We start from the raw sequence: 21,281 nt of genomic DNA on the forward strand, positions 1-21,281 counted from the left end.
CTGCCAGTTCTACCGGGGCTCCGCTCCTCATGTCCGCGAAACCACAGTTCACGGCCCCTGGACAACCCCACCCGGCCCGCAAACTTCACGGCCTTGCCACTAGTGTCGGAAACCACGGGGCGCAACAACCGATCGAAAGAGGTCCGGATGAAGACCAGTGGAGCCGCCAACATCGGCGTCGTCGGACTGGCGGTGATGGGATCGAACCTGGCTCGCAACCTCGCCTCCCGCGAGGGCAACAGCGTCGCCGTCTACAACCGCACTTATGCCCGCACCGAGAGCCTCGTCGCCGAGCATCCGGAGGCAGGCTTCATCGCCGGTAAGTCGATCGACGAGTTTGTCGCATCGCTGGCCAAGCCCCGAACGGCCATCATCATGGTGCAGGCCGGAGCGGGCACGGACGCCGTGATCGATCAGCTCGCCGAGCGGTTCGAGCCGGGCGACATCATCGTCGACGGCGGCAACGCCAACTTCCAGGACACCATCGCCCGGGAAAAGCGGATCGCCCCCACCGGCATCCACTTCGTCGGTGTCGGCATCTCCGGTGGCGAGGAAGGCGCGCTCAAGGGGCCGTCGATCATGCCGGGTGGTTCGGAGGAGTCCTACCGGACCCTCGGCCCCATCCTTGCTTCGATCGCCGCAGTCGTCGCGGGCGAGCCCTGCGTCACGCACGTGGGCACCGACGGCGCCGGGCACTTCGTCAAGATGATCCACAACGGCATCGAGTACGCCGACATGCAGTTGATCGGAGAAGCCTACGATCTGCTGCGGACGGTAGGGGGCCTCCAGCCGCACGCTGTCGCCGACATCTTCGCCCGGTGGAACGAGGGCCCGCTGGAGTCCTACCTCGTGGAGATCACCGCTGACATCCTGCGCCACGTCGACCAGGCCACAGGTCAGCCGTTCGTGGACGTCGTGCTGGACCGAGCCGGTTCGAAGGGCACCGGCGTGTGGACCGTGCAGAACGCCCTCGACCTGGGCGTGCCAGTGGGAGGGATCGCGGAAGCCGTGTTCGCGCGCGCCGTTTCCGGAAAAGCTGAGCAGCGCGCCGCGGTGCGCCGGCTGGTCACCTCCCGGCCGGAAGTGCAGAAGGCTTCCTCCTCGTTCGCGGAGGACGTGGCCGCAGCTCTCTACGCCTCGAAGATCGTCGCATACGCGCAAGGCTTCGACGCCATCACCGCGGGCGCGGAGAAGTACGGCTGGAACATCCACAAGGACCAAATCGCCAAGATCTGGCGCGGGGGCTGCATCATCCGGGCGCGGTTCCTCGACCGCATCACTCAGGCGTACACCGAGAACCCGGACATCACCACGCTGCTCGAAGCGCCGTACTTCGCGCAGGCCGTCGCCGATGGGGAGGCCGCCTGGCGGCGTGTGGTCGCCACCGCCGCCCTGTCCGGCGTACCCGTACCGGGCTTCAGCTCCGCACTCAGCTACTACGACTCACTGGCCGCCGAGCGCCTGCCTGCCGCGCTCGTCCAGGGGCAGCGGGACTTCTTCGGCGCCCACACCTACCGGCGCACCGACAGAAGCGGCGTCTTCCACACCCTGTGGTCCCGCGATCGTACGGAGATCCAAGTCGATGGGGACGGCCACTAGTCTTCCGGGCCAGGCATGCTGTTCGGATGTGCAGGGTTGCGGGGCGGCCGAAGGCCGAGTTGATCCTGGCGGACGCGGAACGGGCTGCGCTGAGAGGTTGGGTGCGGCGCCGTTCCACGCCGTCGGCATGGACTCAGCGGTGCCGGATCATCCTGGCCTGTGCAAGTAGGGCGTCGAACAAGGACGCGGCCGCCACCGGCCCACCGCATGCGGTGGGCCGGTGGCGGCCCGGTTCATCTTCATCGAGCACTGGATCGCCGGCCTGGGCGACATGCCGCGGTCCAGCGGGCCCAGGACGGTCACCGACGAACAGCCCGCCACCGTAGTCAAGGATCCCTGCTCCTGCACATCGCCTTCGCAACCGCAAGGCCGATGCTGCCGCCAGCAGCACCTCAGGCGTCTCCTTTCCACCCTTTCCCAGCGAACTGACGGTCCATCACCGAAGTCAGCATCGGGTCAGCAAAAGCACCGCCGACACCTGCCCCTGAGCGCCATGGACCGCCAAGATCTATTAGTCGGCCCCAACCTCTCTGACCTGCTGAAACACAGGTCACGGGCCTGTCTGCTAACCTCAGCGGAAGGTACCCGTGAGGATGGTGCACAACGGCATCGAGTACGCCGACATGCAGCTGATCGGCGAGGCGTACCAGTTGCTGCGCGACGTCGCCGGGTACGAGCCCGCGCAGATCGCGGACATCTTCCGCACCTGGAACACCGGCCGGCTGGACTCGTACCTGATCGAGATCACGGCCGAGGTGTTGTCCCACGTGGACGCCGCCACGGGCAAGCCGTTCGTCGACGTGGTGGTGGACCAGGCGGAGCAGAAGGGCACGGGGCGCTGGACCGTGCAGATCGCGCTCGACCTGGGTGTGCCCGTGTCGGGCATCGCGGAGGCGGTGTTCGCGCGCTCGCTGTCCGGTCACGCGGCGCTGCGGGAGGCCTCCCGCGGGCTGGCGGGCCCGACGGCCGCGCCGCTCGGCGAGGCGGAGGCCGCCGCGTTCGCGGACCGGGTGGAGCAGGCGCTGTACGCGTCGAAGATCGTGTCGTACACGCAGGGCTTCCACGAGATCGCCGCGGGCAGTGAGGAGTACGGCTGGGACATCGACCTCGGCGCGGTCTCCTCGATCTGGCGCGGCGGGTGCATCATCCGCGCGGCCTTCCTGGACCGCATCCGTGCCGCCTACGACGCCCGCCCCGACCTGCCGAGTCTGCTGTCCGACGAGACGTTCGCCCAGGAGATCGCGGACGCGCAGGACGACTGGCGCGAGGTGCTGATCGCCGCGACCCGCCAGGGCGTGCCGACCCCCGGCTTCGCCGCGGCCCTCGCCTACTACGACGCCCTGCGCGCGGAGCGCCTGCCGGCCGCGCTCACCCAGGGGCAGCGCGACTACTTCGGCGCGCACACCTACCGGCGCACGGACCGCGACGGGTCCTTCCACACGCTGTGGGGCGACGACCGCTCGGAGGTCTCGGCGTAAGCGGAGGACGGGGACGGGCGCCCGCCGACGTGGTCGGCGGGCGCCCGCGTGCTGTGCCAGGCCGTCAGGTGAGCGGCGGGCCCGGCTCCGGGTTGGGTACGGGTTCCGGACCAGGCGGAATGGGCGAGGGTGGCGGTCCGGGCGGCCCCGGTGGGGGCGGCGGCTCCGGAACGGGCGGCCCGGGAGGGGGCGGGACCGGATCGGGGGGCGGGGGCGTCGGTACCGGGCCGGGGGGCGGGACCGGATCGGGGTGGGGCTGCGGAGGCTTGGGATCCGGGCCCGGAGTGGGCCCCGGGGGAACGGGGTCCGGGGTGGGGCTTGGCGGGGCGGGATCCGGGGGCGGTTGCGTCATGGTGGTGTCCTCCAGCCAGTCGGTCGACGTCGGCTCTGGACTACTCCCCCGCCTACCCGACGGCCGCGTCCCCAGTCACTCCCCCGTATGACGACGAGGGACCCAGGTGGTGCTACCGTCCGCCGGACGCCGCCGCGCCCGCCGCGAGTCCGGGGCGGGGGCTGGACAGCACCGGGACGGCGGTCGTCGTAAGCCGCTCCGCCAGGGCCATCGAGGCCTGGGCGAGCACGATCACGTCGGCGCCGGTGACCGCGTCGGCCGCGTCGGCGACCCGGTGGACGTACGCCGCCGTGTCGCCCGCCTCGAAGTGGGCCCAGGCGCCCTCGACCAGCAGGGCGCGCACCTCGACGGGGCGGCCAACCCGGCGGGCCTCCTCCTCGACCAGCGACGCCGTCGGCCCGAGGGTGCCCTCGTAGGCGGCGAGGACGACGACCCGCGGCCCGGCGGCCACGGCGGCACGCGCCATCGGCCGGTCGACCCGCAGCACGGGAACGCCGACCTCGGCGGCCGCCTCCTCCGCGACTCCACCGATGGTCGAGCAGGTGCACAGCACCGCCCGGGCACCATCGGCGACGGCCTCCCGCACCCTCGCCCGCACCTCGTCGACGACCGCCGCGAGGCCCTCCGCGCGGACCCGGTGCAGCAGCCCCTCGGCGACGAGGTGCCGCAGCTCCAGGCCCGGATGGGCGTCGTCGCGCAGGGTGTCGAAGACGGGGACGTGGACGGGCGAGGTGTGCAGAAGGGCCAGCACGGGGGCGTCCGACGAGGTCAGAAGCGCCCGGGGTGCGCCGCCAGCCACGCCTTCGCCGCCTGGAGGAGGTCCGGGGAGGCCGCCGGGGCCTGGTCGGGGTGCCGTTCGGCCCACTTGACGACGTACGGGCAGAGCGGGGCGACCGCGATGCCCTCACGGGCGGCCGTGGCGTACAGCTCGCGGGCCAGGGAGCCGGCGATGCCCTTGCCCTCATGGGCGGGTTCCACGACGGTGTGGACCGGAACGCTCGCGCGCTCGGGCGATTCGAGCACGAAGTACTCGATCCGGCCGACGACCTCGCCGTCGCCCGCCACCGCTTCCAGACGGCCCGCCGCCCGGTCGTCGCGGATCTCGATGTCGCTCACGGACGCATCACGCTCCTGCCTCTGCCTGCCACCGTCCGCGCCGGTCAGGCCTTGACGGCCTGCGGGCTGCGCTGCTGGTCCGACCCCGGCACCGGCTCGGACGCGTCGGCACCCAGGGCGACGATGCGGTTGTCGCGGTCCACGTGCACCACCCGGGGTTCCAGCGCCCGCGCCTCGGCGTCGGTCACTTGAGCGTAACTGATGATGATCACCAGGTCACCGGGATGGACGAGATGCGCCGCGGCCCCATTGATCCCGACGACGCCCGAGCCCCGCTCCCCCTCGATGACGTACGTCTCCAGCCGGGCCCCGTTGGTGATGTCGACGATGTGCACGAGCTCACCGGGCAGCAGGTCGGCGGCGTCGAGCAGATCGGCGTCGATCGTCACGGATCCCACGTAGTGCAGGTCGGCCTGGGTGACGGTGGCGCGATGGATCTTGGACTTGAATACTGTACGAAACATGGAGATGCTCCCGGTTTTTCTGCTCTCTGCCTGCTTCTTGCAGGTCAAAGGCACCTTCTGGAGATTACAACGATTCGCACGTGCGGTCAGCTGTCTCCTGGTGTTTCAGGACTCACACTGACTCGATGCTGACTTTCTCAACGAACCGTCAGACGTTCGAGGACTCCGCCTGGCGGGGTGCGCCGTCCCCTGCACCGCAGGGGCGCGAGCGCACGCGTCGACGAGGAGGAACTGAGCGACCACGTAGGTGGCCGTCACCAGGACCTGACGGCCGGCGAACTCCGCCCCGGCCGCGCCGAGCCCGACCAGCAGGTCGGAGCCCAGGAACAGCACCCCGCCCCGCGCCGCCCTCGGCCCCGTGACGCAGGCGGTGGCCGACATGGTCACCAGTGCCGCGCTGCAGGGAGCCACCGCCCAGGCCAGGGGACCCACACGACGCGCGTGACGCCTTCGGCTCCCGGATACCCGCCCTCGTCAAGTCGTCCATCTGCGGGAAGGACTACGACGGGCTCAAGGGCACGAACCCCGGCTCGGCCGGCGACCTCGTCGATGCGATCCGCGCTGAAGGGCTGACCGTCCTCAACGGGGCCCGGTGACGGAGACGGCACTCACCGCCCGGTGGCTGGAGACCCATGTCCCGCCGATCCCTCAAAGGTCCGCGCCATCACCCAGCGGACCGTCAGCAGCCCCGGATGCTCCGAACAAGTACAACCGCAACAAGGACCGTGCCGCCTGCTCCTACCCGCACAACATGGCCGCCGACGGCAAGATCGAGCTCATCGAGGTCGGCGCCGCCGGGCAGAAGTTCGCGGACCGGGCGAAGCGCTCCTGCGAGACCGACAACACCGTCCCGGACACCGGACGGGGCACGTACCTGCGGGTCAAGCGCACGTCCGACGATGCTCCGGACCTCTCCGACGCCTCCACCTTCCTGCTGATGAAGACCGGCGGCCTCGCGGGCTGCACCACCGACGGAACCGCCGGCACCAACTTCGACGAGGCCCACGGACAGCTCTGCGACTACGCTCTCACCCCGCTGCCGCCGGGCGACGTGGTGCCGGGGCCGTTCACCAGCGCGCTGCCCTGGTGGACACCGGAGGGCATCGAACTGCCGGGACGTGTCCTGTCCGTCCTCGGCGTCCAGGCACCGACCCTCCACCCGGAGAGCCTCGCACCGATCGAGGTACGGCGGACCGCACAACGGGCATAAGGCGCCGTGCGGGGTCGGCAGAGCAGCGGTCGTCCGGCCGCCGCCCCCTCAAGTGACCTCACCGGCCCACCGGGGTCCCACAGCAGCGGCGGGTCGGCTCCGTGGTCGCGGCGCGGCCGCCTTCGGCCGCGCCGCGACGACCTCCGACCCCCGGTTTCACCGTAGGCTGGCGGCGGCCGCGGTCGATGCCGTCGGACCGGGCCACACGGCCGAGGCGTCGTCCCGGCACGGGTCGGGCAGGCGCATCGGACGGACAGGGACCGGGCTGGCACCGTTGCCGGTGACCGCCGTCCAGGGGACAGCCCGACCGGAGTAGCACAGAGCGGTCAGCGCGAAGGCGTCGTCGGCGTAGACCTCGACGTACTCGCCGACCGTGAGGATGCGCAACGCGCCGGGGAGACTCGACAGAACGGTCTGCGCCAGCACCCTTCCGCCGGACCCGGTGACCCGGAGGTCCTTGCCGTCGCAGGCCACGGCGAGGGCGGCACGGTCATTGCCCGGATCTTCGGCGCGCAGAACGACCTCGGTGCGGCCGCCGACGTCGACGTGGCCGACCGCGTGCAGGGGGGCGTCGTACGTCTCCTCGCCGAGCCAGGTCTCCAGGCCCGGCCACCATTCCAGGCGGGGCCCCGAATCCGCGGACATGACCAGGGACTTGGGCTGGGCGAGCATGCCGCGGCAGGGGTCGCCGGTGTCGGTGAGGCCGACGCGGCGCGGGGTGGTGTGCAGTACGACGCGGGAGCCGTCGGGGGCTGCGACAACACGCGGGGCGTACGCGCCCGTCGGCCCGAGCGGACCGTGACGGGACCACGGGCCGCGAAGGCGGGGCGCGGTCCACGCCTCGAAGCCCCGGGTGGCGCCGATGGAGCCGAGCAGCAGCCAGCTGCCGTCGTCGAGGCGTTCGAGGACGGGGCACTCCAACTCGTCGACGTCGCCGGGGGCGACGAGCGGCGGGTGGACGGTCCAGTGCTCCAGGTCGTCGGAGGTCGCCCAGGCCACGCAGCCGCTGACGTCGACGGGCAGCGAGGCGTCGGCGGCACAGAGGACCATGACCCAGCCGTCGGACTCGTCGTCGCGCACGACGAAGGGGTCGCGCCAGCCCATGCGTTCGCCCGTGCGGTACCAGCGCGGGTCGGCCTCGGCGACCGGCCCCGTGCCATGGCGGCGCCAGCCGGTGCCGTCGGTGCGCTCGGAGTACGCCAGGCCGACCGACTGCAGCGGCCAGCCGTCCGGGGTGAGGCCGGAGACGGCGGTGTAGAGCATCGCCATGCCGGTGCCGTGCGGGAAGGCGTGCATGGTCCACACCGCCTGCTGGTCGAAGCGGCCCGGCAGGCCGTTGCCGAAGGCGCTGCCCTGCGGCTCCCAGTGGACCAGGTCGGCGGAGGTGGCCCGGCCGTAGGAGGTCTCCATGCGCAGGTGGTCGAACTCGGCCGTCCACGGGCCCTGCAGGTGCAGCACGGTGTAGGTGCCGTCCGCATGGCGCAGGAGGTCGAAGTCGTTCACGCAGAGGCCGGGCGGCGCGTATCGCATGGACAGGTCCTGTCTGCCGACAGTCGCACTCAAGCGTGTGCGCTGTTCTCTGGCTGGTGGGAGTTCCTCTGAGAATTAGCCGAAGTAAAACTGAACGCAAACGCTTGCGCAACTGGGTGGACGGGTTTACGGTCTCGTCACTCCCCCTCACGCCGACGTGCTGCCGGGTCCCGGCCACGCGGTGTGCACCCGTCCAAGGAGCGTCCCGTGACGGTCAGCATCACCGACGTCGCCGAGGCCACCGGTGTCTCGGCGTCCACCGTGTCCCGCGCCCTGCGCGGCCGGCCCGGAGTGTCGGAGGAGATGCGAGCCCGGATCGTCGCGGCCGCCGCCGAATTGGGCTACACCGCCTCGCGCTCGGCGTCCAGCCTGGCCAGCGGGCGCACCTACACCATCGGCGTCGTCGTCCCGTACGTCGGCCGCTGGTTCTTCGGCACCGTGCTGGACGCGGCCGAGAAGGTCTTCAGCGCCGCCGGCTACGACGTCCTGCTGTACAACCTCGGCTCACCGGAGGTACGCAAGCGCTTCTTCACCAAGCTGCCGATCCGCAAGCGGGTCGACGCCGTGTTGTCCCTGCTGATCCCAGACCCGGAGGAGGCCTCCGCCCTGCGCTCCCTGGACGTGCCGCTGGCGACCACGGTCGGCGGCGCCCGACCCGGCTTCACGGTGGTCGGCATCGACGACCGGGGCGGTGCGGAAAGGGCCGTACGGCACCTGGTGAACCTCGGCCACCGCCGGGTCGGCATGATCATCTCCGGGGCCAGCGAGCCGTTGCACTGGACCACGCCCCTCGACCGCCGCCAGGGCTACCTGGACGTGCTGGCCGACGCCGGGATCGAGCCCGACCCCGCCCTGGAGTCGGACGGCGGTTACACGGTCGAGGGCGGAGAGCGGGCCATGACCGAACTGCTGGCGCTGCGTCACCCGCCGACCACCGTGTTCGCCCAGTCCGACGAGATGGCGATGGGTGCCCTGCGCGCCCTGCGCCGACACCGACTGAGGGTTCCGGAGGACGTGTCCGTCGTCGGCTTCGACGATCACGAGCTGTCCGAGGCCGTCGGGCTGACCACCGTGGCCCAGCCGGTCGCGGCCCAGGGCCGGGAAGCGGCCCGGCTGCTGCTGGCGCGGCTGGACGACCCGGACGCCGGGCCGCCGCACCCCGTCGAGATGCCCATCCGCTTCATCCTCCGCGAGACCACCGCTCCGCCGCACAGCCGCCGGCAGCGGTAGCCCACCCACCTCGTCAACCGCCCGCTTCCGGAGGGCCGTTCCCGCCCCCGGCCTCACCGTCCACGCACCCACCGCACACCGCTCGGAGGCACCACCATGACCAACGGACCCAGAAGACACCGTCGTACGGGCCTGACCGCCCTCGCCCTGCTGCCCCTGGCCGCGCTGGCCGCCTGTGGCGGCGGGGGCGGCGCCGGCGACACTTCCGCCGAGGAGGGCAGCGGCAAGGGCACCATCAGCGTCTGGGCCCACCAGGGCCAGGCGAGCGAGACGGCCGCGCTGCAGAACGCCGTGAAGACCTTCAACTCCTCGCAGAGCGACGTCAAGGCCGAGCTGAAGCTGATCCCCGAGAACGACTACACGAAGACCATCACCGCCACCGACCCCGCCGAACTGCCGGACGTGCTGGAGTTCGACGGCCCGACGATGGCGAACTTCGTCTACAACGGCAAGCTCGCCCCGATCGACGACCATGTCTCCGCCAAGACCCTCGGCAACGCCACCGACGCCGTCAAGGCGCAGGGCGAGATCGACGGCAAGCACTACGGCCTGGGCATGTTCGACGCCGGGCTCGGCATGTACGCCAACAAGAAGCTGCTGGACGCGGCCGGCGTGAAGTACCCGACGCGGGTGAACGACGCCTGGACGGCCGAGGAGTTCGGCAAGGCGCTCAAGGCACTGAAGGCCGAGGACTCCGACGGCAAGGTCCTCGACATATCGGAGCAGTACGGCCTGGCCACGGAGTGGGGCACCTTCGGCTTCTCCCCGATCCTCTGGTCGTCCGGCGGAGCCCTGTTGAAGGACGGCAAGGCGGAGGGCGCCCTCGACAGCCCGAAGGCCGTCGCCGCGATGAAGACATTCCAGTCCTGGAAAACGTACGTCGATCCCAACACCGACGGCAACGCCTTCGCCAAGGGCAAGGTGGCGCTGAGCTGGGTCGGCCACTGGATGTACCCCGCCTACAGCGAGGCCCTCGGCGACGACCTCGTCGTCCTGCCGCTGCCCGACTTCGGCAACGGCCCCAAGACCGGGCAGGGCTCGTGGGCCTGGGGCATCGGCGCCGGCAGCAAGAACGGCAAGGCCGCCGGCACCTTCCTGGACTACTTGCTGAACGACACCAACGTCGGCGCGATGACGAAGGCCAACGGCGCGGTGCCCGCCACCAGGACCGCGCTCGCCAAGAGCGAGCTGTACAAGGAGGGCGGTCCGCTCCAGCTCTTCGCCGACCAGCTCGCCCGGCCCTGCGGCGACAGCGACATCAACGCCTCCTGCGTCGCCGTCACCCGGCCGGTGACCGCCGGATACCCCACGGTCACCGCCAAGTTCAACACCGCCCTGAACTCGATCTACGGCGGTGCCGACCCCGAGGAGGCCCTGCGCAAGGCCGCCCGAGCCATAGACCGGGACTTCACCGACAACGCCGGCTACGAGATCCCGTAACCCGCAGGACGCATCGGCCGGGGCGGGCCGTCGGCGACGTACCGACCGCGCCCGCCCCGCCGGAAAGAGGACCCTCCCGTGAAAACCGTGGAACCCGCGCATGCCGCGCCCCCAGGCCGGGCCCAGGCCGCCTCGTCCGCGCCCCCCGCGAAACCTTCGCGTCCCTCGCGCGGCCACCGTGACCGGCTGCACGGGCTGCTGATGTCCGCCCCGGCCGTCGGTGGGCTGATCGCCTTCGTCGGCATCCCGTTCGGCTACGCCGTGGTGCTCTCCTTCTACAACGTCCGCCTCGGCTCCCCGCTGGAACCCGCCTTCTTCGGCGTGGAGCACTACCGGCGGCTGTTCACCGACCCCGACCTGTCCGGCCCGTTCCTGCGGGCGCTGCTGAACAACCTGACCTTCGCCGCGGTCGTCGTACCGCTCCAGACCGGCCTCGCGCTCGCGCTGGCGATCCTGCTCAACCGCAAGCTGAAGGCCATCGGCCTGTTCCGGTCCTTCTTCTTCATGCCGGTCGTCTTCCCGATGGCGCTGGTCGCCGTGATCTGGCGGCTGATCCTCGCCCGCAGCGAGCAGGGCATGCTCAACTCCCTGCTGGACGCGGTGAGTCTCGGCAACTGGGGCGCCTTCGACTGGCTCGGTGACAGCCTCACCGCGATGGGCTCGATCATCGTGCTGTCGGTGTGGCAGGGCGTCGGCTTCCAGATGGTCATTCTGCTGGCCGGCCTCCAGCAGATCCCGGGCGAGCTCTACGAGGCCTCCCAGCTGGACCGGGCCTCGCGCTGGCAACAGTTCCGGCACGTCACCCTGCCCGGCATCCGCGGCACCCTCGTCTTCGTCGCGATGCTGATCTCGGTGCTGTCCTTCCGGGTCTTCGACCAGGTGTACATCCTCATCCGCGGCGGCGGCTTGGACGAGGACGCCACCCGGACGGTGATGTACCAGGCCGTCACCACGGCCTTCGACCAGAACGACATCGGGCAGGCCTCGGCCGTCACGGTGGTGTTCTTCCTGATCGTCGTCGCCCTGACGATCGTCCAGCGCCGCGTCGTCCGACCCGACCACGAGGACTGACTGCCCCATGGCCATGACCCGTACGCCCGTACGCCGCGTCCTCGACTACACCGTCCTGAGCGTCCTGGCGTTCGTCTTCGCCCTGCCCGCGCTCTACCTCTTCCTCGGCAGCCTCAAGCCGTCCGACGAGGTCCTGAACGGCCTGTCCGGCTTCCTGCCCACCCACCTCTCCTTCGACAACTACGCCGCCGTCCTCGACAGCCTCAGCTCCGACAGCACCGGCTACTTCTGGCAGTTCATGGGCGTGTCCGTGCTGTTGTCGTTCGTGGTGGTGACAGGCGGACTGATCGTCAACTCGATGGCCGCGTACGGGCTCACCCGGCTGAAGTGGCGCGGGCAGAACGCGGTGTTCACCCTCGTCCTGCTGCTGATGCTGATCCCGTTCGAGTCGGTGGCGGTGCCGCTGTTCTACATGTTCAACGGCCAGCGCAACACCCTGTACATCCAGGCGCTGCCGTTCGTCGCCAACGCCTTTGCGATCTACCAGTTCCACACGTTCTTTCGGAAGATCCCGCCGAGCATCGAGGAGGCGGCCCGGCTGGACGGCGCGGGGCCCTGGCGCACCTTCTTCGCGATCATCGTGCCGATGTCCAGGCCGGTGTTCGCCTCGGTCGCGATCCTCACCTTCCTCATCCAGTGGGGCTCCTTCCTGTGGCCGGTGCTGATGGTGTCCGACCCGTCGGTGCGTCCCCTCCCCCTGGAGATGAGCGTCTTCCAGGGGCAGCAGCCCCCTGACTGGGGGCAGATCCTGGCCTTCGGTGTCCTGCTCGTCCTGCCGGTTCTCGCCGTCTTCGGCTTCTTCCAGCGCTGGTTCGTCCAAGGGGTCGCCAGTTCCGCCGTCAAGGGCTGACCGCACCCGTACGGGGCGGCGGCGAGGGCTCGGAACTCCTCGTCGCCGCCCCGCACGGGGCCGCGTCGGCCCACCCGGGTTCTAGGCAGCGGCGGGTGGGCGTTCTTCATCAGCTCGTGGAACCGGGCGGAGAATCAGTGTCCGGAGATCGGGGCGTCGGGCAGCGCTTCCGACATGTTGTTCCGCGGGTTACCGGTGTACGTGGGGTCGCACATCCGGTCGAAGCCCTTACCCTCGTCATTCGGTATGGCTTTGTCCGACCCGTCGGACTCGCCCGGGGACTTCATCCACACGTAGGCGTCGCTCCCGGGCTTCGGGACGCCTGGGGCCACTCGCCGAGTCCGGCTCCCGACTGGTTGCACCAGTTGCCGATGTGGATGCGGCGGTCGTAACGGCCACCGGGGGCCCTGGCGGTACAGGAACCACTCCTCACCGATCCGCACTTGGCGAGCGGCGCGGTGCCGGCCGCGACGCGGGGACGGCCCGATCCGGTCGGCGACGCGCTGGCCCGCGCCGAGGCCGCGTACACCGAGACGGGCAGCCGACTGCCGCTGGAGTACGAGGCGTTCGTACGGATGATGCAGAACCTCTCCCCCAGGGCCCTGGCGGACGAGGACGCGGCCGCGGAACGGCTGGACCTGTTCGAGATCGCCGTGCTCAGCGGTACCTCTGCCGCCGCGCACCGCCCGCGCCCGCCCGCCTCCGACCGGCTGGCCGCGTACGCACGGATCACCACGCCCCTGCTGGTGGTGGGCTTCGCCGACGACGTGCTGGCTCCCGCCCACCTGAGCCGTGAGGTGGCCGCGGTGATCCCCGGCGCCCGCCACGCGGCTGACGGCCTTCCTGCCGGAGCCCGCCGCGGGCGGGTCCTGCTCGCCGTACCCGGACCAGGTCACCTGGGAGGAGGCGATGCGCCGCTCGGACGTCGTTCGGTACGCGTGGATCGCGGGCGCGTTGATGTTGGTGACCTCCAGCCAGAGGTGCCCGGCGCTCCGCTCACGGGCGAACTCCACCGCGAGCCCCATCAGCGCACGCCCCCGCCCCCGGTGCTCTGGGGCGATTTCGATGTCCTCGACGGTCAGTCGGCGGTTCCACCCGGAGTACGAGACGGCGACGAACCCGGCCAGGTCGCCGGCGGCCCCGTGGGCGACGAAGGTACGGAGTCCGCGTCGCCCCCGTCGTGCTCGTCCTCGGGGAACACCTTGGTCAGGGGCGGGTCCACCGCGATCTCCCGCAGGGCGAACCCGTCGTCGGCGCCGGTCACCTGGAAGACCGTGCCGGTGGTGAAGGAGCCGTCCAGGGCCCCGACGGCCTCGGCGTCCTCGGGGACGGCGGTGCGGTACCGGTAAGCGGTGTTGTCAGCAGCGGTCACGGCACGACGCCAAGGCCGCTCGAACCACGACAGGACGGCTTTCGGCCGACCATGCCGGCGCCCTCGGACCTGGTCCAGGGCACAGGGCACGCCGGGTCGGCGGCGGTGCCGTGCTGGTGGATGACGTACACGTTCCGCCCCGCCACGACCGCGGTGGCGGTCACCAGGTCAGCGAGCCGGGACAGCTCCGCGCCCGATGCTGACCGTTTGCTGACCCGAGCAGCCTGACCATGCCCCTGACCTGCACAAATGCCCAGATGCTAGAGCTTGGCTTGAACAGAGTACGCAGCACTTTGGACTCCTGGAAGACGGCTCCCTGCCAGCTTTGTGCAGGTCAAGGGCTTTCTTCACTGTACACCGGCACGCGTCGGACTCGAAGATTTCGAGGAACATCGGTTCACTCCGAGGAGAAGGCTCCCCGCCTGCGTTTCCGTGCGAACCTGGCTGTTGTGACGCCGCTGATCTGGCGCCTGTTCGGGCAGCCATTTCGGGAAGACCGGGGATTGATGCTGATCAGATGCCGACTTACCTGACGAAACATCAGGTGTATGAGTGGGCACAGGACGACTCGTTTCCCTTGGGAGCACCCAAGGCTTCCTCGCCGTGATCAAGTAGCTGGCCACCCTTGGGGGCGGGCTGCACTCTCCGCTTCCGGGCCAGTTGCAGCGTCGAAGTGTCCGGCACGACGGTGTAATCGACCGACACGGTCCAGCCAATGCCATCGACGGCATCCGCTGCCGCGAGGATGGCGGCGAGGATCTTCTCCCAGGTTCCGTCGATGGCTCATCCGCTCAACCGCTTGTGAACGGTCTGAAACGAGCCGAGCTCGTCGGGGAGGCCCCGCCGGGGCGAGTTGGTTCGGTACTTCCATGCGATGGCCTCGAGCGTGCGGCGGTGGTCGGCCCGTCATCGTCCCCGGACCGGATCGGCCGGCATCAGTGGTTCGAACCGGCCCCACATCGCATCAGTGATCACTAAGCGGACAGACACATCCGATCAACTCGGTCGGACACCGTCGCCCTCGTCGGCGATGTCGGCTGGCTCCGTCGTTGGTCTCGTCGATGAGGAAGCCGTGATTCGGCGTCAGCCTGCCGCGGTGATCGTAGGATGCCTGGATGCCGAAGCCGATAGGGACGAGCCGCCGCATGTGGGTTGCCGCCTGGGCGGTGCTGTGTGCGGCTGGCCTCACCGTCACCGCCGAACCGAACGCCTCCTCGGCTCCGGACCCGGAGCCTGAGAAGCCCGTCAGCGCCGAGTGCGCTGAGTACGTCGCGGACATCGAGATGCGGCTGGCCAAGGCCAAGCAGGAAGGCAAGGACGACGGAGTGCTGACCTTCTCGCGCGCCCAGGTCGGCACCGAGGACGACTGCAGCAAGGCGCTCCGCAACCACTTCGGAGGCGATCGGTGAGCCGGGGTACCTGGCTCGCCGCGATGGCAGGGCTGACCATCGTCGGTGCCGGGGCAATCATTGCCGTGGGCGCTACGTTGGAACCGGAGCCGCGGCCCACGCCGCCACGGGTGTACTCCTCCTGCCTGGCGGCGGACACCAAACCGATACCTGCGGATGACGACCCGTGCGACGGTCACTGAAAAACGTCTGTGCGATTGGCCGTTGACCGGCTGTTCCCTGTCCTTTCATGGGGTCGATCGGGTTCGAACAGGGGTCTGGTTCGGGTGAGTCGGCCGGTGCGGGTGCGTGGAAGAAGGGCCTCTTGGTAGCTCGTGGTTTATGCGACATCCCGCGGGTTCGTCCTGGCTGTGATCTCCCGTCGCCGCTGGTCAGCCCGGCAGACGGGGTTGCGTCCTGGGAAGTGGTGTACCGGTTCCCACCTGATCCGGGCGTTTGGCCCGGCGTCGGAGTGAGTGTCCGGATACAAGAACGGCCACCGGCCGATCGAGTCAGAAACCGACGACACCGCCCTGCCCACCGGACTCACCGCATAGCCTCAAAGACGAGATCGCCGAGTGGCCGTCGATACACCCCCTCGGCGGACGTGACCGCCTGCGGGCACGGGCGTCGAGCTCCTGCGCACAGGCCAGCAGAGCAGATCCAGGACAGTTGCGGCTGACAACAGGTCAGCGCGCCTCCGCTGCGAGGCGTGGACGGCTCAGCCTCGACGGGCCGCGTCGTGGAGCCGGTGCAGCAGGCGGAAACGGGCACGGCGGTCGGCGTCGCCGGCCATGACCGTGCCGAGTCGACCGAACTGATCGCCGTCGCCGACGACATAGTCCGCAAGCGCCCAGAACACGATCGCCTGCTGGAAAGCTACCTGTGAGGGGCGCTCCCACGCAGGCCCGTCGTCCGCTTCCGTCCCAGCCTGCGACTCGCGGGCGCGCAGCTCGTAGGACCGAGCCAGAGCCGCCTGATGCGCGGCCTCCAGGTCGGCCCATGGCCGATCACGGCCATCGGCCGGACCGTCGGTGCCGGCGGACAGGGCGGCAACGGCCAGCGGATCCTCTGCGAGGCCTGCCTGGGTGACGGCGAGCGTCATGGCGTACCGCTGCATCTCCGGGAGCAGGTACGGGCCGAGCCCGGCCAGATAGCGGTCGAACGGCGCCTGCGCCAGCAGCGGCGAGTCTTCAAGGCCCTGCGGCAGCACGGCCTGGGGCACCGGTTCAATCTCGAGGACGAGGTGTGGGCCGGCCGCCCAGCTTGCGTCGAGCCTTGCGGCGGTCGCCCGCTCGATGGCGGTGAGGCCGGCGCCCCAGGTGCGCTCGGGTCCGAAGCCCAGCCCGTCGAGGTACGGCCGCCATGCGTGCGGAGCGGCGCCGTGCGGCTGGTCGGGGCGGTACAGGTCGAAGGCGGACTGGACCAGACCGTCCTCGGCCAGGCTGAGTTGTGAATTGGCGTTGACGTTCCAGAAGGCGCTCGCGGCCCGACCGAGCCGGGACAGCGGGCGCAGCACTTCCTCGCGCGAGCCCTGGAACTGGTTGCCCTCCACGACCACCACGGTGGTGCCGCTGCGCGAGACCGCGATGCGCTGCTTCTCACCGTCCCAGCCGTCCTTGGTGTCCGACAAGGTGCCGGGGCGGGCCTGGGCGGGGTCGCCGCCGAAGCAGCGGATCACGTCATCTTCGTCGTCCGTGCAGATGGCCGTGAAGGTCGCGGCGATGGACAGGCCGAGGTCGGCGAGGAGGCGGTCATGGTGGGCGGCGGAGTTCATGCCGCCCACCATGACCGTCGGCACTGACACGCCGAGGGAGTCCTGGGCGCCTGCCGCCACGAGGCATCCGGCGGTGCACGCGGCGCGGTTGAGCTTCCTTCGAGAAACCGGCTCAGCGACGGTGGCGCATGCAGCAATCTCAGCGAGTACGGCGGCGAGCGTGTGGGGGCTCGGTCGCGACCACCATCCGTGGTGATGACGGCCTGCAGCGCATGGGAGGGGACCGCGTGGGGTTGGGACCTTCGGGGCGGGAAGGTGCCCGGTCTGCAGCGGCGGCGCCCGGCGCCGACCGCGCGGCCACTTACGGTGACCGCGAGCCCTCACCGGCCACGGAATACGCGACTTCCGATGACGAGAGGCGCCAGTTCCGAGGGCCTGGTCAGCCCCAGTCGCCGTTGATCCACGCGAGCAGGCGGGCGCGCTTCTTGTAGGAACAAGGAGCGTAGACGGCGCCGGACGTGGCGTACGTTTCAAACCCGCCCCGCAGGTTGTGCCCGTAGTCGCTGGGGCCGTACTCGCCGTCGCGGCGGCCGTCCATGTCGTCGGCCCAGTCGAGGAGACCGAAGTCGAGGTCGAGGCTCTCGAGGTACCGGGCGGGGTCGGCCGGTTCTACCGGTGTGGGACGACCGTTCGCCCCGGCGGCGAGCCGGTCTTCCAGGCAGCCGTCGGAGCGCACCGGCTGGCCCAGCCACCACCCGGCCAAAAACACGGCGTACACCGTGGTGGCGGCGCCGAGGCGGCGCAGGGTAATCCAGGCAGGCATCCGGGGAGTGTCGCACGATATGAGGCCGGCGCCCGCGTCGGCAAACACCCCGGGCCACCCCGCCTCTCTACCGCCAGTGGCCCTGGAACCACGCTCGCATGCGGGGGCGTTCGCTCGTGTCGTTGGTGCAGGCGACGGCGTAGGTGGTGACCGTGAACGTCCGGGACCACCTGGCGTCGGCGCCCCCACGCAGGGTGTAGGGGGTCTTGGAGGCCGGGTCCGGCGTCGGGTCGAGCGGGAGGGGGGACTTCGAGGCGTACCGTGACGGGTACCCCGTCGGCGTGGGGGTGGGGGATGGTGCGGTTTCGTACTCCTCGGCGATCCGGTCGAGAGCGGCCCGGTCGACGCGGCATTCGGGGGTGACGGGCTGACCCAGGTACCAGCCCGCAACGAACACGCCGTAGAGCGCGGCGGCGGCGCCGAGGCGGCGCGGGGTGACCCGGCGGGGGGTGTTCACCGGCGGCCCCGTGCCGGCACACGGGCGGCGTCCCACAGCGCCCGGACGGCGGCTTCGGCGTCCGTGGCCCGGCCGTCCCGGAGGAACCGGCAGGCGGTCGAGAGCGCCTCCTTGCGCAGGGCGGCCTCATGGCCCAGGGCCGCAAAACCGCCGGTGCCCACGCCGGGCAGCGGGTTTCCGGTCCTGGACCGGGCCCCGGTGCCGTGGCGGGGGCCGGCCGAGTGCTCGACGACGAGGTGGTCCGGGTCCGCGCCGCCGCTGGGCCGGCGGCGCGGGTGCATCCGGCGCCGAACGCGGCGGCGGTGCGGGCCGCCCCGGTTCCGGGGGCGGCGCGGAGGCTGACCCGGCGTGTGTCGGGGGGTGTTGTGCTCATGCCGAAGGACCCTATCCGCAGGTGCAGACCTCTCTGCCGGTCTGCGTGTCCCTCGATATGCGGCCGGCGCGGGTGTCGCGGGGAACAGACCGCGCGGGGCTGAACGGCAGGCGTTCGCGCTGCGCACGATCACGGAGGCGAGGGCAGGCGCGGGCCGAGTCGAGGAAGCCGTAGCTCTACTGGATCGGACCGGGGACTGTGGGGCGAGGACAGGCCGTTGCGGACAGCGTCGAGATCACGGCGGAGGTTGCGAGCGAAGGACGCCCGCGGGGCTGGGGTGTCCTGCTCGGCGTCGGCGATCCAATTCTCGAGACGGTCGCCGGGGCGCCCGGTCATCATCACGGCGAACTTCCTGCCGTGGCCGGTGAACCGGTCCAGCTCGGGATCACGCTCGCGCAGACGGTGCAGCCTGTCCGCGTCCTCGCCGACCTCGTCCACACCGACGGCGAACCGGCCCCGAGCGCGGACGCGCTCGGGCATCTCGCGCCCCCGGATCGGGGGCATGTCCCCGCGGCCCATACGAACGTGGTGTCTCCGTGGCCGCATGATGTGCGGCCACGGAGGCACCGTCAGGTTGTGTCCGGGTACCGGCCCGGTCCGGCACGGCATGGCCGGGTCCGATCGGCTCCGGGGCGGATCAGAACTGCAGCGCCCAGGAGTCGATGTATCCAATGTCGCCGGCGTAGGCGTCGGTGACCTGGAGTTTCCAGGTGCCCATCGCCTTCTCGGAGGAGGCGTCGACCGGGAACGTGCCGATCACGTTGTCGGCGCTGCCGCCGGTGCCGGTGTTCTTCAGCCGGTAGGCGGTCCCGTCGGGTGCGATCAGCTCCACCTGCAGGTCACCGCTCCAGGTGTGCTTGATGTCCACCTCCACGTGGAGGTTGGCGGGAGCGTTGTGGGGAACGCCGGTCACCCTGATCTGCGACTCGGCGACCGACCGATCCGGGACTCCGTAGTCGGTGGTGTTCTCGAACCGCTTACCGCTCGGCGCCGGCGCGGGCTCCGGAGCGCCTCCGCCGTCCTCGCCGACGTTGAGCAGCAGGTTCGGCGAGCCGGGGCCGGGGTCGGTGACGGCAGCGTAGGTCGCCTTGCCCGCCAGCGCGGAAGCGACCTCCTCCGGGGTGGCGGTGGGGTCGTCCGCCAGGTGCAGCGCGGCGGCGCCGGCGACGTGCGGCGCGGCCATCGAGGTACCGGAGATGGTGTTGGTGGCACTGTCCGAGGTGTGCCAGGCCGAGGTGATGGAGGAGCCCGGGGCGAAGACGTCCAGCACCGAACCGTAGTTGGAGAAGTAGGACCGGGCGTCGGTGTTGGTGGTGGAGCCGACGGTCAGCGCCTCGGTGACACGGGCCGGCGAGGCGCTGGAGGCATCCGTATTGGAGTTGCCCGCAGCCACCGCGTAGGTGACGCCGGAGGCGATGGAGTTGCGCACGGCGGTGTCCAGGGCGATGTCGGCGCCGCCGCCCAGGCTCATGTTGGCCACCGACGGGCCGGAGGCGTTGGCCGTCACCCAGTCGACACCGGCGATGACGCCGGCAGTGGTGCCCGAACCGGAGTCGTTCAGCACCCGCACGGCGACGATGTCGGCGTTCTTGGCGACGCCGTGGGACGCGCCGGCGATGGTGCTGGCCACGTGGGTGCCGTGGCCGTTGCCATCGTCGGCGATGGTGTCGCCGTCGACCGCGTCGTAGCCGTACCGGGCGCGTCCGGCGAAGTCGCTGTGGCTGATCCGCACACCGGTGTCGATGACATAGGCGGTGACGCCCTCACCGGCGGAGTCCGGGTAGGTGTAGGAGCCGTCCAGCGGGAGGGGTGCCTGGTCAACGCGGTCCAGGCCCCACGATGGCGGGGCGGGCTGGGTGCCGGTCGCCTGGACCGTCTGGTCCTGGACGACGAACTTCACCGCGGGGTCGGCGGCGAGCCGCTCCGCCTCCTCCTGCTCCATGGAGATGGCATAGCCGTTCAGAGCGGCCGTGTAGGTGTGGGTGATCTCGCCGTCGAACTTCGCGACCAGCGCCTTCCCCTGCCGGGACGCGGCGCCGAAACCGGCCGCCTCCTTGAGGACGACGATGTAGCTGCCGTCGACGGCGCCGGGGCCGTCCGCGTTCAGGACCACGCCTTCGGCCGGTGCCGCGGCCGCCGGGAGTGCCGCCACCGCGCCGAGTGCCACGGCCGTGAGTATTGCCGTGCCGACACCGGCGAGTCTGTGACGGGTCATGCGTCTGTCTGTCATCCGAGGGGTCCTCCTCCTACAGGTACACGGGTGCACGGCGGGTACCGATGCCGACCGGGGTGACCGGTCGCACCGGAGGACGGTGCCGCCCTGGCACGGGCAGCGCGAACAAGCCGGATCATTTATTCATGCTCATGACAAATAAAGCCGTCTCGCTGCCGCCTGCCGCACCGAACCGCCGTGACACAGCATCACCACTCGATGACACTTACATAAGAACGCCTTTGACGGATCGCAAGTGCCGCATCGCCTCCACAACCCCTTCACGCATCACAAGAACCGGTGGCGGCACGCACCGGCACCACCGAATCCCGCCGGCGGCGTTGTCGACTTGAGTGCGTCGCCTCGGAGCTGGGATGAGCGTCGGGTTCGGTGATCGCTTGAGAGAGGTCGGGGTGGGGGCCGAGGCGCCGTCGTACAAGGGGTTCCGGTTCCCGGCGGGGATCATCGCGCATGCGGTGTGGCGGTGCCACCGCTTCCCCTCAGCTACCGCGAGGTCGAGGAGCTGCGGCTCGTCCGCGGGATCGTCGAAGTGACGCGGGGCCTCGCTGACCTGCGGCCTCCTGAGCGGCCAACGCTGT

General features: G+C 70.6%; 20 protein-coding genes and 4 pseudogenes. 9 read left to right on the forward strand and 15 right to left on the reverse strand.

The features are described 5' to 3' along the window. Positions 1-147 precede the first annotated feature (147 nt). Both gndA (WJ438_RS04405) and gndA (WJ438_RS04410) read left to right on the forward strand, forming a co-directional pair. Complete coding sequence (gene gndA, locus WJ438_RS04405) at positions 148-1,599, forward strand: NADP-dependent phosphogluconate dehydrogenase (protein ID WP_406724040.1); 1,452 nt, start codon at positions 148-150, stop codon at positions 1,597-1,599. 587 nt (positions 1,600-2,186) lie between these two features. Further along, positions 2,187-3,077: pseudogene (gene gndA, locus WJ438_RS04410) on the forward strand (NADP-dependent phosphogluconate dehydrogenase); the annotation flags it as partial. A 464-nt stretch (positions 3,078-3,541) separates the two neighbouring features. On the opposite strand, the gene WJ438_RS04415 reads toward gndA (WJ438_RS04410), so the two are convergent. From WJ438_RS04415 to WJ438_RS04430, 4 genes are all read right to left on the reverse strand, one after another. After that, positions 3,542-4,180 (reverse strand): aspartate/glutamate racemase family protein, encoded by a 639-nt coding sequence (locus tag WJ438_RS04415; RefSeq protein ID WP_406724041.1) that lies wholly within the window; start codon positions 4,178-4,180, stop codon positions 3,542-3,544. A gap of 17 nt (positions 4,181-4,197) precedes the next feature. Next, positions 4,198-4,545 (reverse strand): GNAT family N-acetyltransferase, encoded by a 348-nt coding sequence (locus WJ438_RS04420; protein WP_406724042.1) that lies wholly within the window; start codon positions 4,543-4,545, stop codon positions 4,198-4,200. 44 nt (positions 4,546-4,589) lie between these two features. Then, complete coding sequence (panD, locus tag WJ438_RS04425; RefSeq protein WP_406724043.1) at positions 4,590-5,009, reverse strand: aspartate 1-decarboxylase; 420 nt, start codon at positions 5,007-5,009, stop codon at positions 4,590-4,592. Between the two features lie 105 nt (positions 5,010-5,114). After that, positions 5,115-5,390 carry a lysoplasmalogenase family protein gene (locus WJ438_RS04430; RefSeq protein WP_406724044.1) on the reverse strand — a complete coding sequence of 92 codons (276 nt, stop codon included), beginning with the start codon at positions 5,388-5,390 and terminating at the stop codon, positions 5,115-5,117. A gap of 8 nt (positions 5,391-5,398) precedes the next feature. Between WJ438_RS04430 and WJ438_RS04435 the strand changes: the two genes are divergently transcribed. Further along, positions 5,399-5,605 (forward strand): hypothetical protein, encoded by a 207-nt coding sequence (locus WJ438_RS04435; RefSeq protein ID WP_406724045.1) that lies wholly within the window; start codon positions 5,399-5,401, stop codon positions 5,603-5,605. Continuing rightward, entirely contained in the window at positions 5,602-6,219 is a 618-nt protein-coding gene (locus WJ438_RS04440) for a hypothetical protein (RefSeq protein ID WP_406724046.1), read from the forward strand. The genes WJ438_RS04435 and WJ438_RS04440 overlap by 4 nt, the downstream gene beginning before the upstream one ends. A 156-nt stretch (positions 6,220-6,375) precedes the next feature. Here the strand turns inward: WJ438_RS04440 and WJ438_RS04445 are convergent, their stop codons facing one another. Next, a complete protein-coding gene (locus tag WJ438_RS04445) occupies positions 6,376-7,749 on the reverse strand; it encodes a mucin-1 (RefSeq protein ID WP_406724047.1) in 1,374 nt (457 codons plus the stop codon). A 207-nt stretch (positions 7,750-7,956) separates the two neighbouring features. Between WJ438_RS04445 and WJ438_RS04450 the strand changes: the two genes are divergently transcribed. From WJ438_RS04450 to WJ438_RS04465, 4 genes are all read left to right on the forward strand, one after another. Next, entirely contained in the window at positions 7,957-8,979 is a 1,023-nt protein-coding gene (locus WJ438_RS04450) for a LacI family DNA-binding transcriptional regulator (protein ID WP_406724048.1), read from the forward strand. A 96-nt stretch (positions 8,980-9,075) separates the two neighbouring features. Continuing rightward, positions 9,076-10,419, forward strand: coding sequence for an ABC transporter substrate-binding protein (locus tag WJ438_RS04455; RefSeq protein WP_406724049.1), 1,344 nt, complete (start codon positions 9,076-9,078; stop codon positions 10,417-10,419). Positions 10,420-10,497: 78 nt separating this feature from the next. Continuing rightward, the gene (locus WJ438_RS04460) at positions 10,498-11,490 is read left to right on the forward strand and encodes a carbohydrate ABC transporter permease (protein WP_406724050.1); all 993 of its coding nucleotides are present in this window, start codon (positions 10,498-10,500) and stop codon (positions 11,488-11,490) included. Between the two features lie 7 nt (positions 11,491-11,497). Then, positions 11,498-12,340: a carbohydrate ABC transporter permease gene (locus tag WJ438_RS04465; RefSeq protein ID WP_406724051.1), complete on the forward strand. Its 843-nt coding sequence runs from the start codon at positions 11,498-11,500 to the stop codon at positions 12,338-12,340. Between the two features lie 134 nt (positions 12,341-12,474). On the opposite strand, the pseudogene WJ438_RS04470 reads toward WJ438_RS04465, so the two are convergent. The 4 genes and pseudogenes from WJ438_RS04470 to WJ438_RS04485 all read right to left on the reverse strand — a co-directional run. Next, positions 12,475-12,740: pseudogene (locus tag WJ438_RS04470) on the reverse strand (glycoside hydrolase family 6 protein); the annotation flags it as partial. Between the two features lie 529 nt (positions 12,741-13,269). Next, positions 13,270-13,712, reverse strand: a pseudogene (locus WJ438_RS04475) (GNAT family N-acetyltransferase); the annotation flags it as partial. Then, positions 13,709-13,876, reverse strand: a complete 168-nt coding sequence (locus WJ438_RS04480; RefSeq protein WP_406724052.1) for a hypothetical protein — start codon at positions 13,874-13,876, stop codon at positions 13,709-13,711. The pseudogene WJ438_RS04475 and the gene WJ438_RS04480, both read right to left, overlap by 4 nt. 388 nt (positions 13,877-14,264) lie before the next feature. After that, positions 14,265-14,702: pseudogene (locus WJ438_RS04485) on the reverse strand (transposase); the annotation flags it as partial. Positions 14,703-14,827: 125 nt separating this feature from the next. On the opposite strand from WJ438_RS04485, the gene WJ438_RS04490 reads away from it, so the two are divergent. Continuing rightward, entirely contained in the window at positions 14,828-15,121 is a 294-nt protein-coding gene (locus tag WJ438_RS04490; protein ID WP_406724053.1) for a hypothetical protein, read from the forward strand. A gap of 700 nt (positions 15,122-15,821) precedes the next feature. Here WJ438_RS04490 and WJ438_RS04495 read toward each other — a convergent pair. The 6 genes from WJ438_RS04495 to WJ438_RS04520 all read right to left on the reverse strand — a co-directional run bounded on the left by WJ438_RS04495 (position 15,822) and on the right by WJ438_RS04520 (position 20,685). After that, entirely contained in the window at positions 15,822-16,907 is a 1,086-nt protein-coding gene (locus WJ438_RS04495) for a DUF6461 domain-containing protein (RefSeq protein WP_406724054.1), read from the reverse strand. Positions 16,908-17,256: 349 nt separating this feature from the next. Further along, on the reverse strand, positions 17,257-17,640 hold the full coding sequence (locus WJ438_RS04500; RefSeq protein WP_406724055.1) for a hypothetical protein: 384 nt from the start codon (positions 17,638-17,640) through the stop codon (positions 17,257-17,259). A gap of 67 nt (positions 17,641-17,707) precedes the next feature. After that, entirely contained in the window at positions 17,708-18,097 is a 390-nt protein-coding gene (locus tag WJ438_RS04505) for a hypothetical protein (protein ID WP_406724056.1), read from the reverse strand. Then, complete coding sequence (locus WJ438_RS04510; protein ID WP_406724057.1) at positions 18,094-18,378, reverse strand: hypothetical protein; 285 nt, start codon at positions 18,376-18,378, stop codon at positions 18,094-18,096. The genes WJ438_RS04505 and WJ438_RS04510 overlap by 4 nt, the downstream gene beginning before the upstream one ends. 221 nt (positions 18,379-18,599) lie before the next feature. Next, on the reverse strand, positions 18,600-18,989 hold the full coding sequence (locus tag WJ438_RS04515; RefSeq protein ID WP_406724058.1) for a hypothetical protein: 390 nt from the start codon (positions 18,987-18,989) through the stop codon (positions 18,600-18,602). 118 nt (positions 18,990-19,107) lie between these two features. Continuing rightward, positions 19,108-20,685, reverse strand: a complete 1,578-nt coding sequence (locus WJ438_RS04520) for a S8 family peptidase (protein ID WP_406724059.1) — start codon at positions 20,683-20,685, stop codon at positions 19,108-19,110. Between the last annotated feature and the right edge of the window lie 596 nt (positions 20,686-21,281).

This window comes from Streptomyces sp. GD-15H, assembly GCF_045291515.1.
GTDB lineage: Bacteria > Actinomycetota > Actinomycetes > Streptomycetales > Streptomycetaceae > Streptomyces.

Coding starts and splice junctions, on each gene's coding strand:
- WJ438_RS04510 (WP_406724057.1), bottom strand. CDS start 18,378: ATGCACCCGCGCCGCCGGCCCAGCGGCGGCGCGGACCCGGACCACCTC.
- WJ438_RS04490 (WP_406724053.1), top strand. CDS start 14,828: ATGCCGAAGCCGATAGGGACGAGCCGCCGCATGTGGGTTGCCGCCTGG.
- WJ438_RS04515 (WP_406724058.1), bottom strand. CDS start 18,989: ATGGGCCGCGGGGACATGCCCCCGATCCGGGGGCGCGAGATGCCCGAG.
- WJ438_RS04500 (WP_406724055.1), bottom strand. CDS start 17,640: ATGCCTGCCTGGATTACCCTGCGCCGCCTCGGCGCCGCCACCACGGTG.
- gndA (WP_406724040.1), top strand. CDS start 148: ATGAAGACCAGTGGAGCCGCCAACATCGGCGTCGTCGGACTGGCGGTG.
- WJ438_RS04465 (WP_406724051.1), top strand. CDS start 11,498: ATGGCCATGACCCGTACGCCCGTACGCCGCGTCCTCGACTACACCGTC.
- WJ438_RS04430 (WP_406724044.1), bottom strand. CDS start 5,390: ATGTCGGCCACCGCCTGCGTCACGGGGCCGAGGGCGGCGCGGGGCGGG.
- WJ438_RS04520 (WP_406724059.1), bottom strand. CDS start 20,685: ATGACCCGTCACAGACTCGCCGGTGTCGGCACGGCAATACTCACGGCC.
- panD (WP_406724043.1), bottom strand. CDS start 5,009: ATGTTTCGTACAGTATTCAAGTCCAAGATCCATCGCGCCACCGTCACC.
- WJ438_RS04445 (WP_406724047.1), bottom strand. CDS start 7,749: ATGCGATACGCGCCGCCCGGCCTCTGCGTGAACGACTTCGACCTCCTG.
- WJ438_RS04455 (WP_406724049.1), top strand. CDS start 9,076: ATGACCAACGGACCCAGAAGACACCGTCGTACGGGCCTGACCGCCCTC.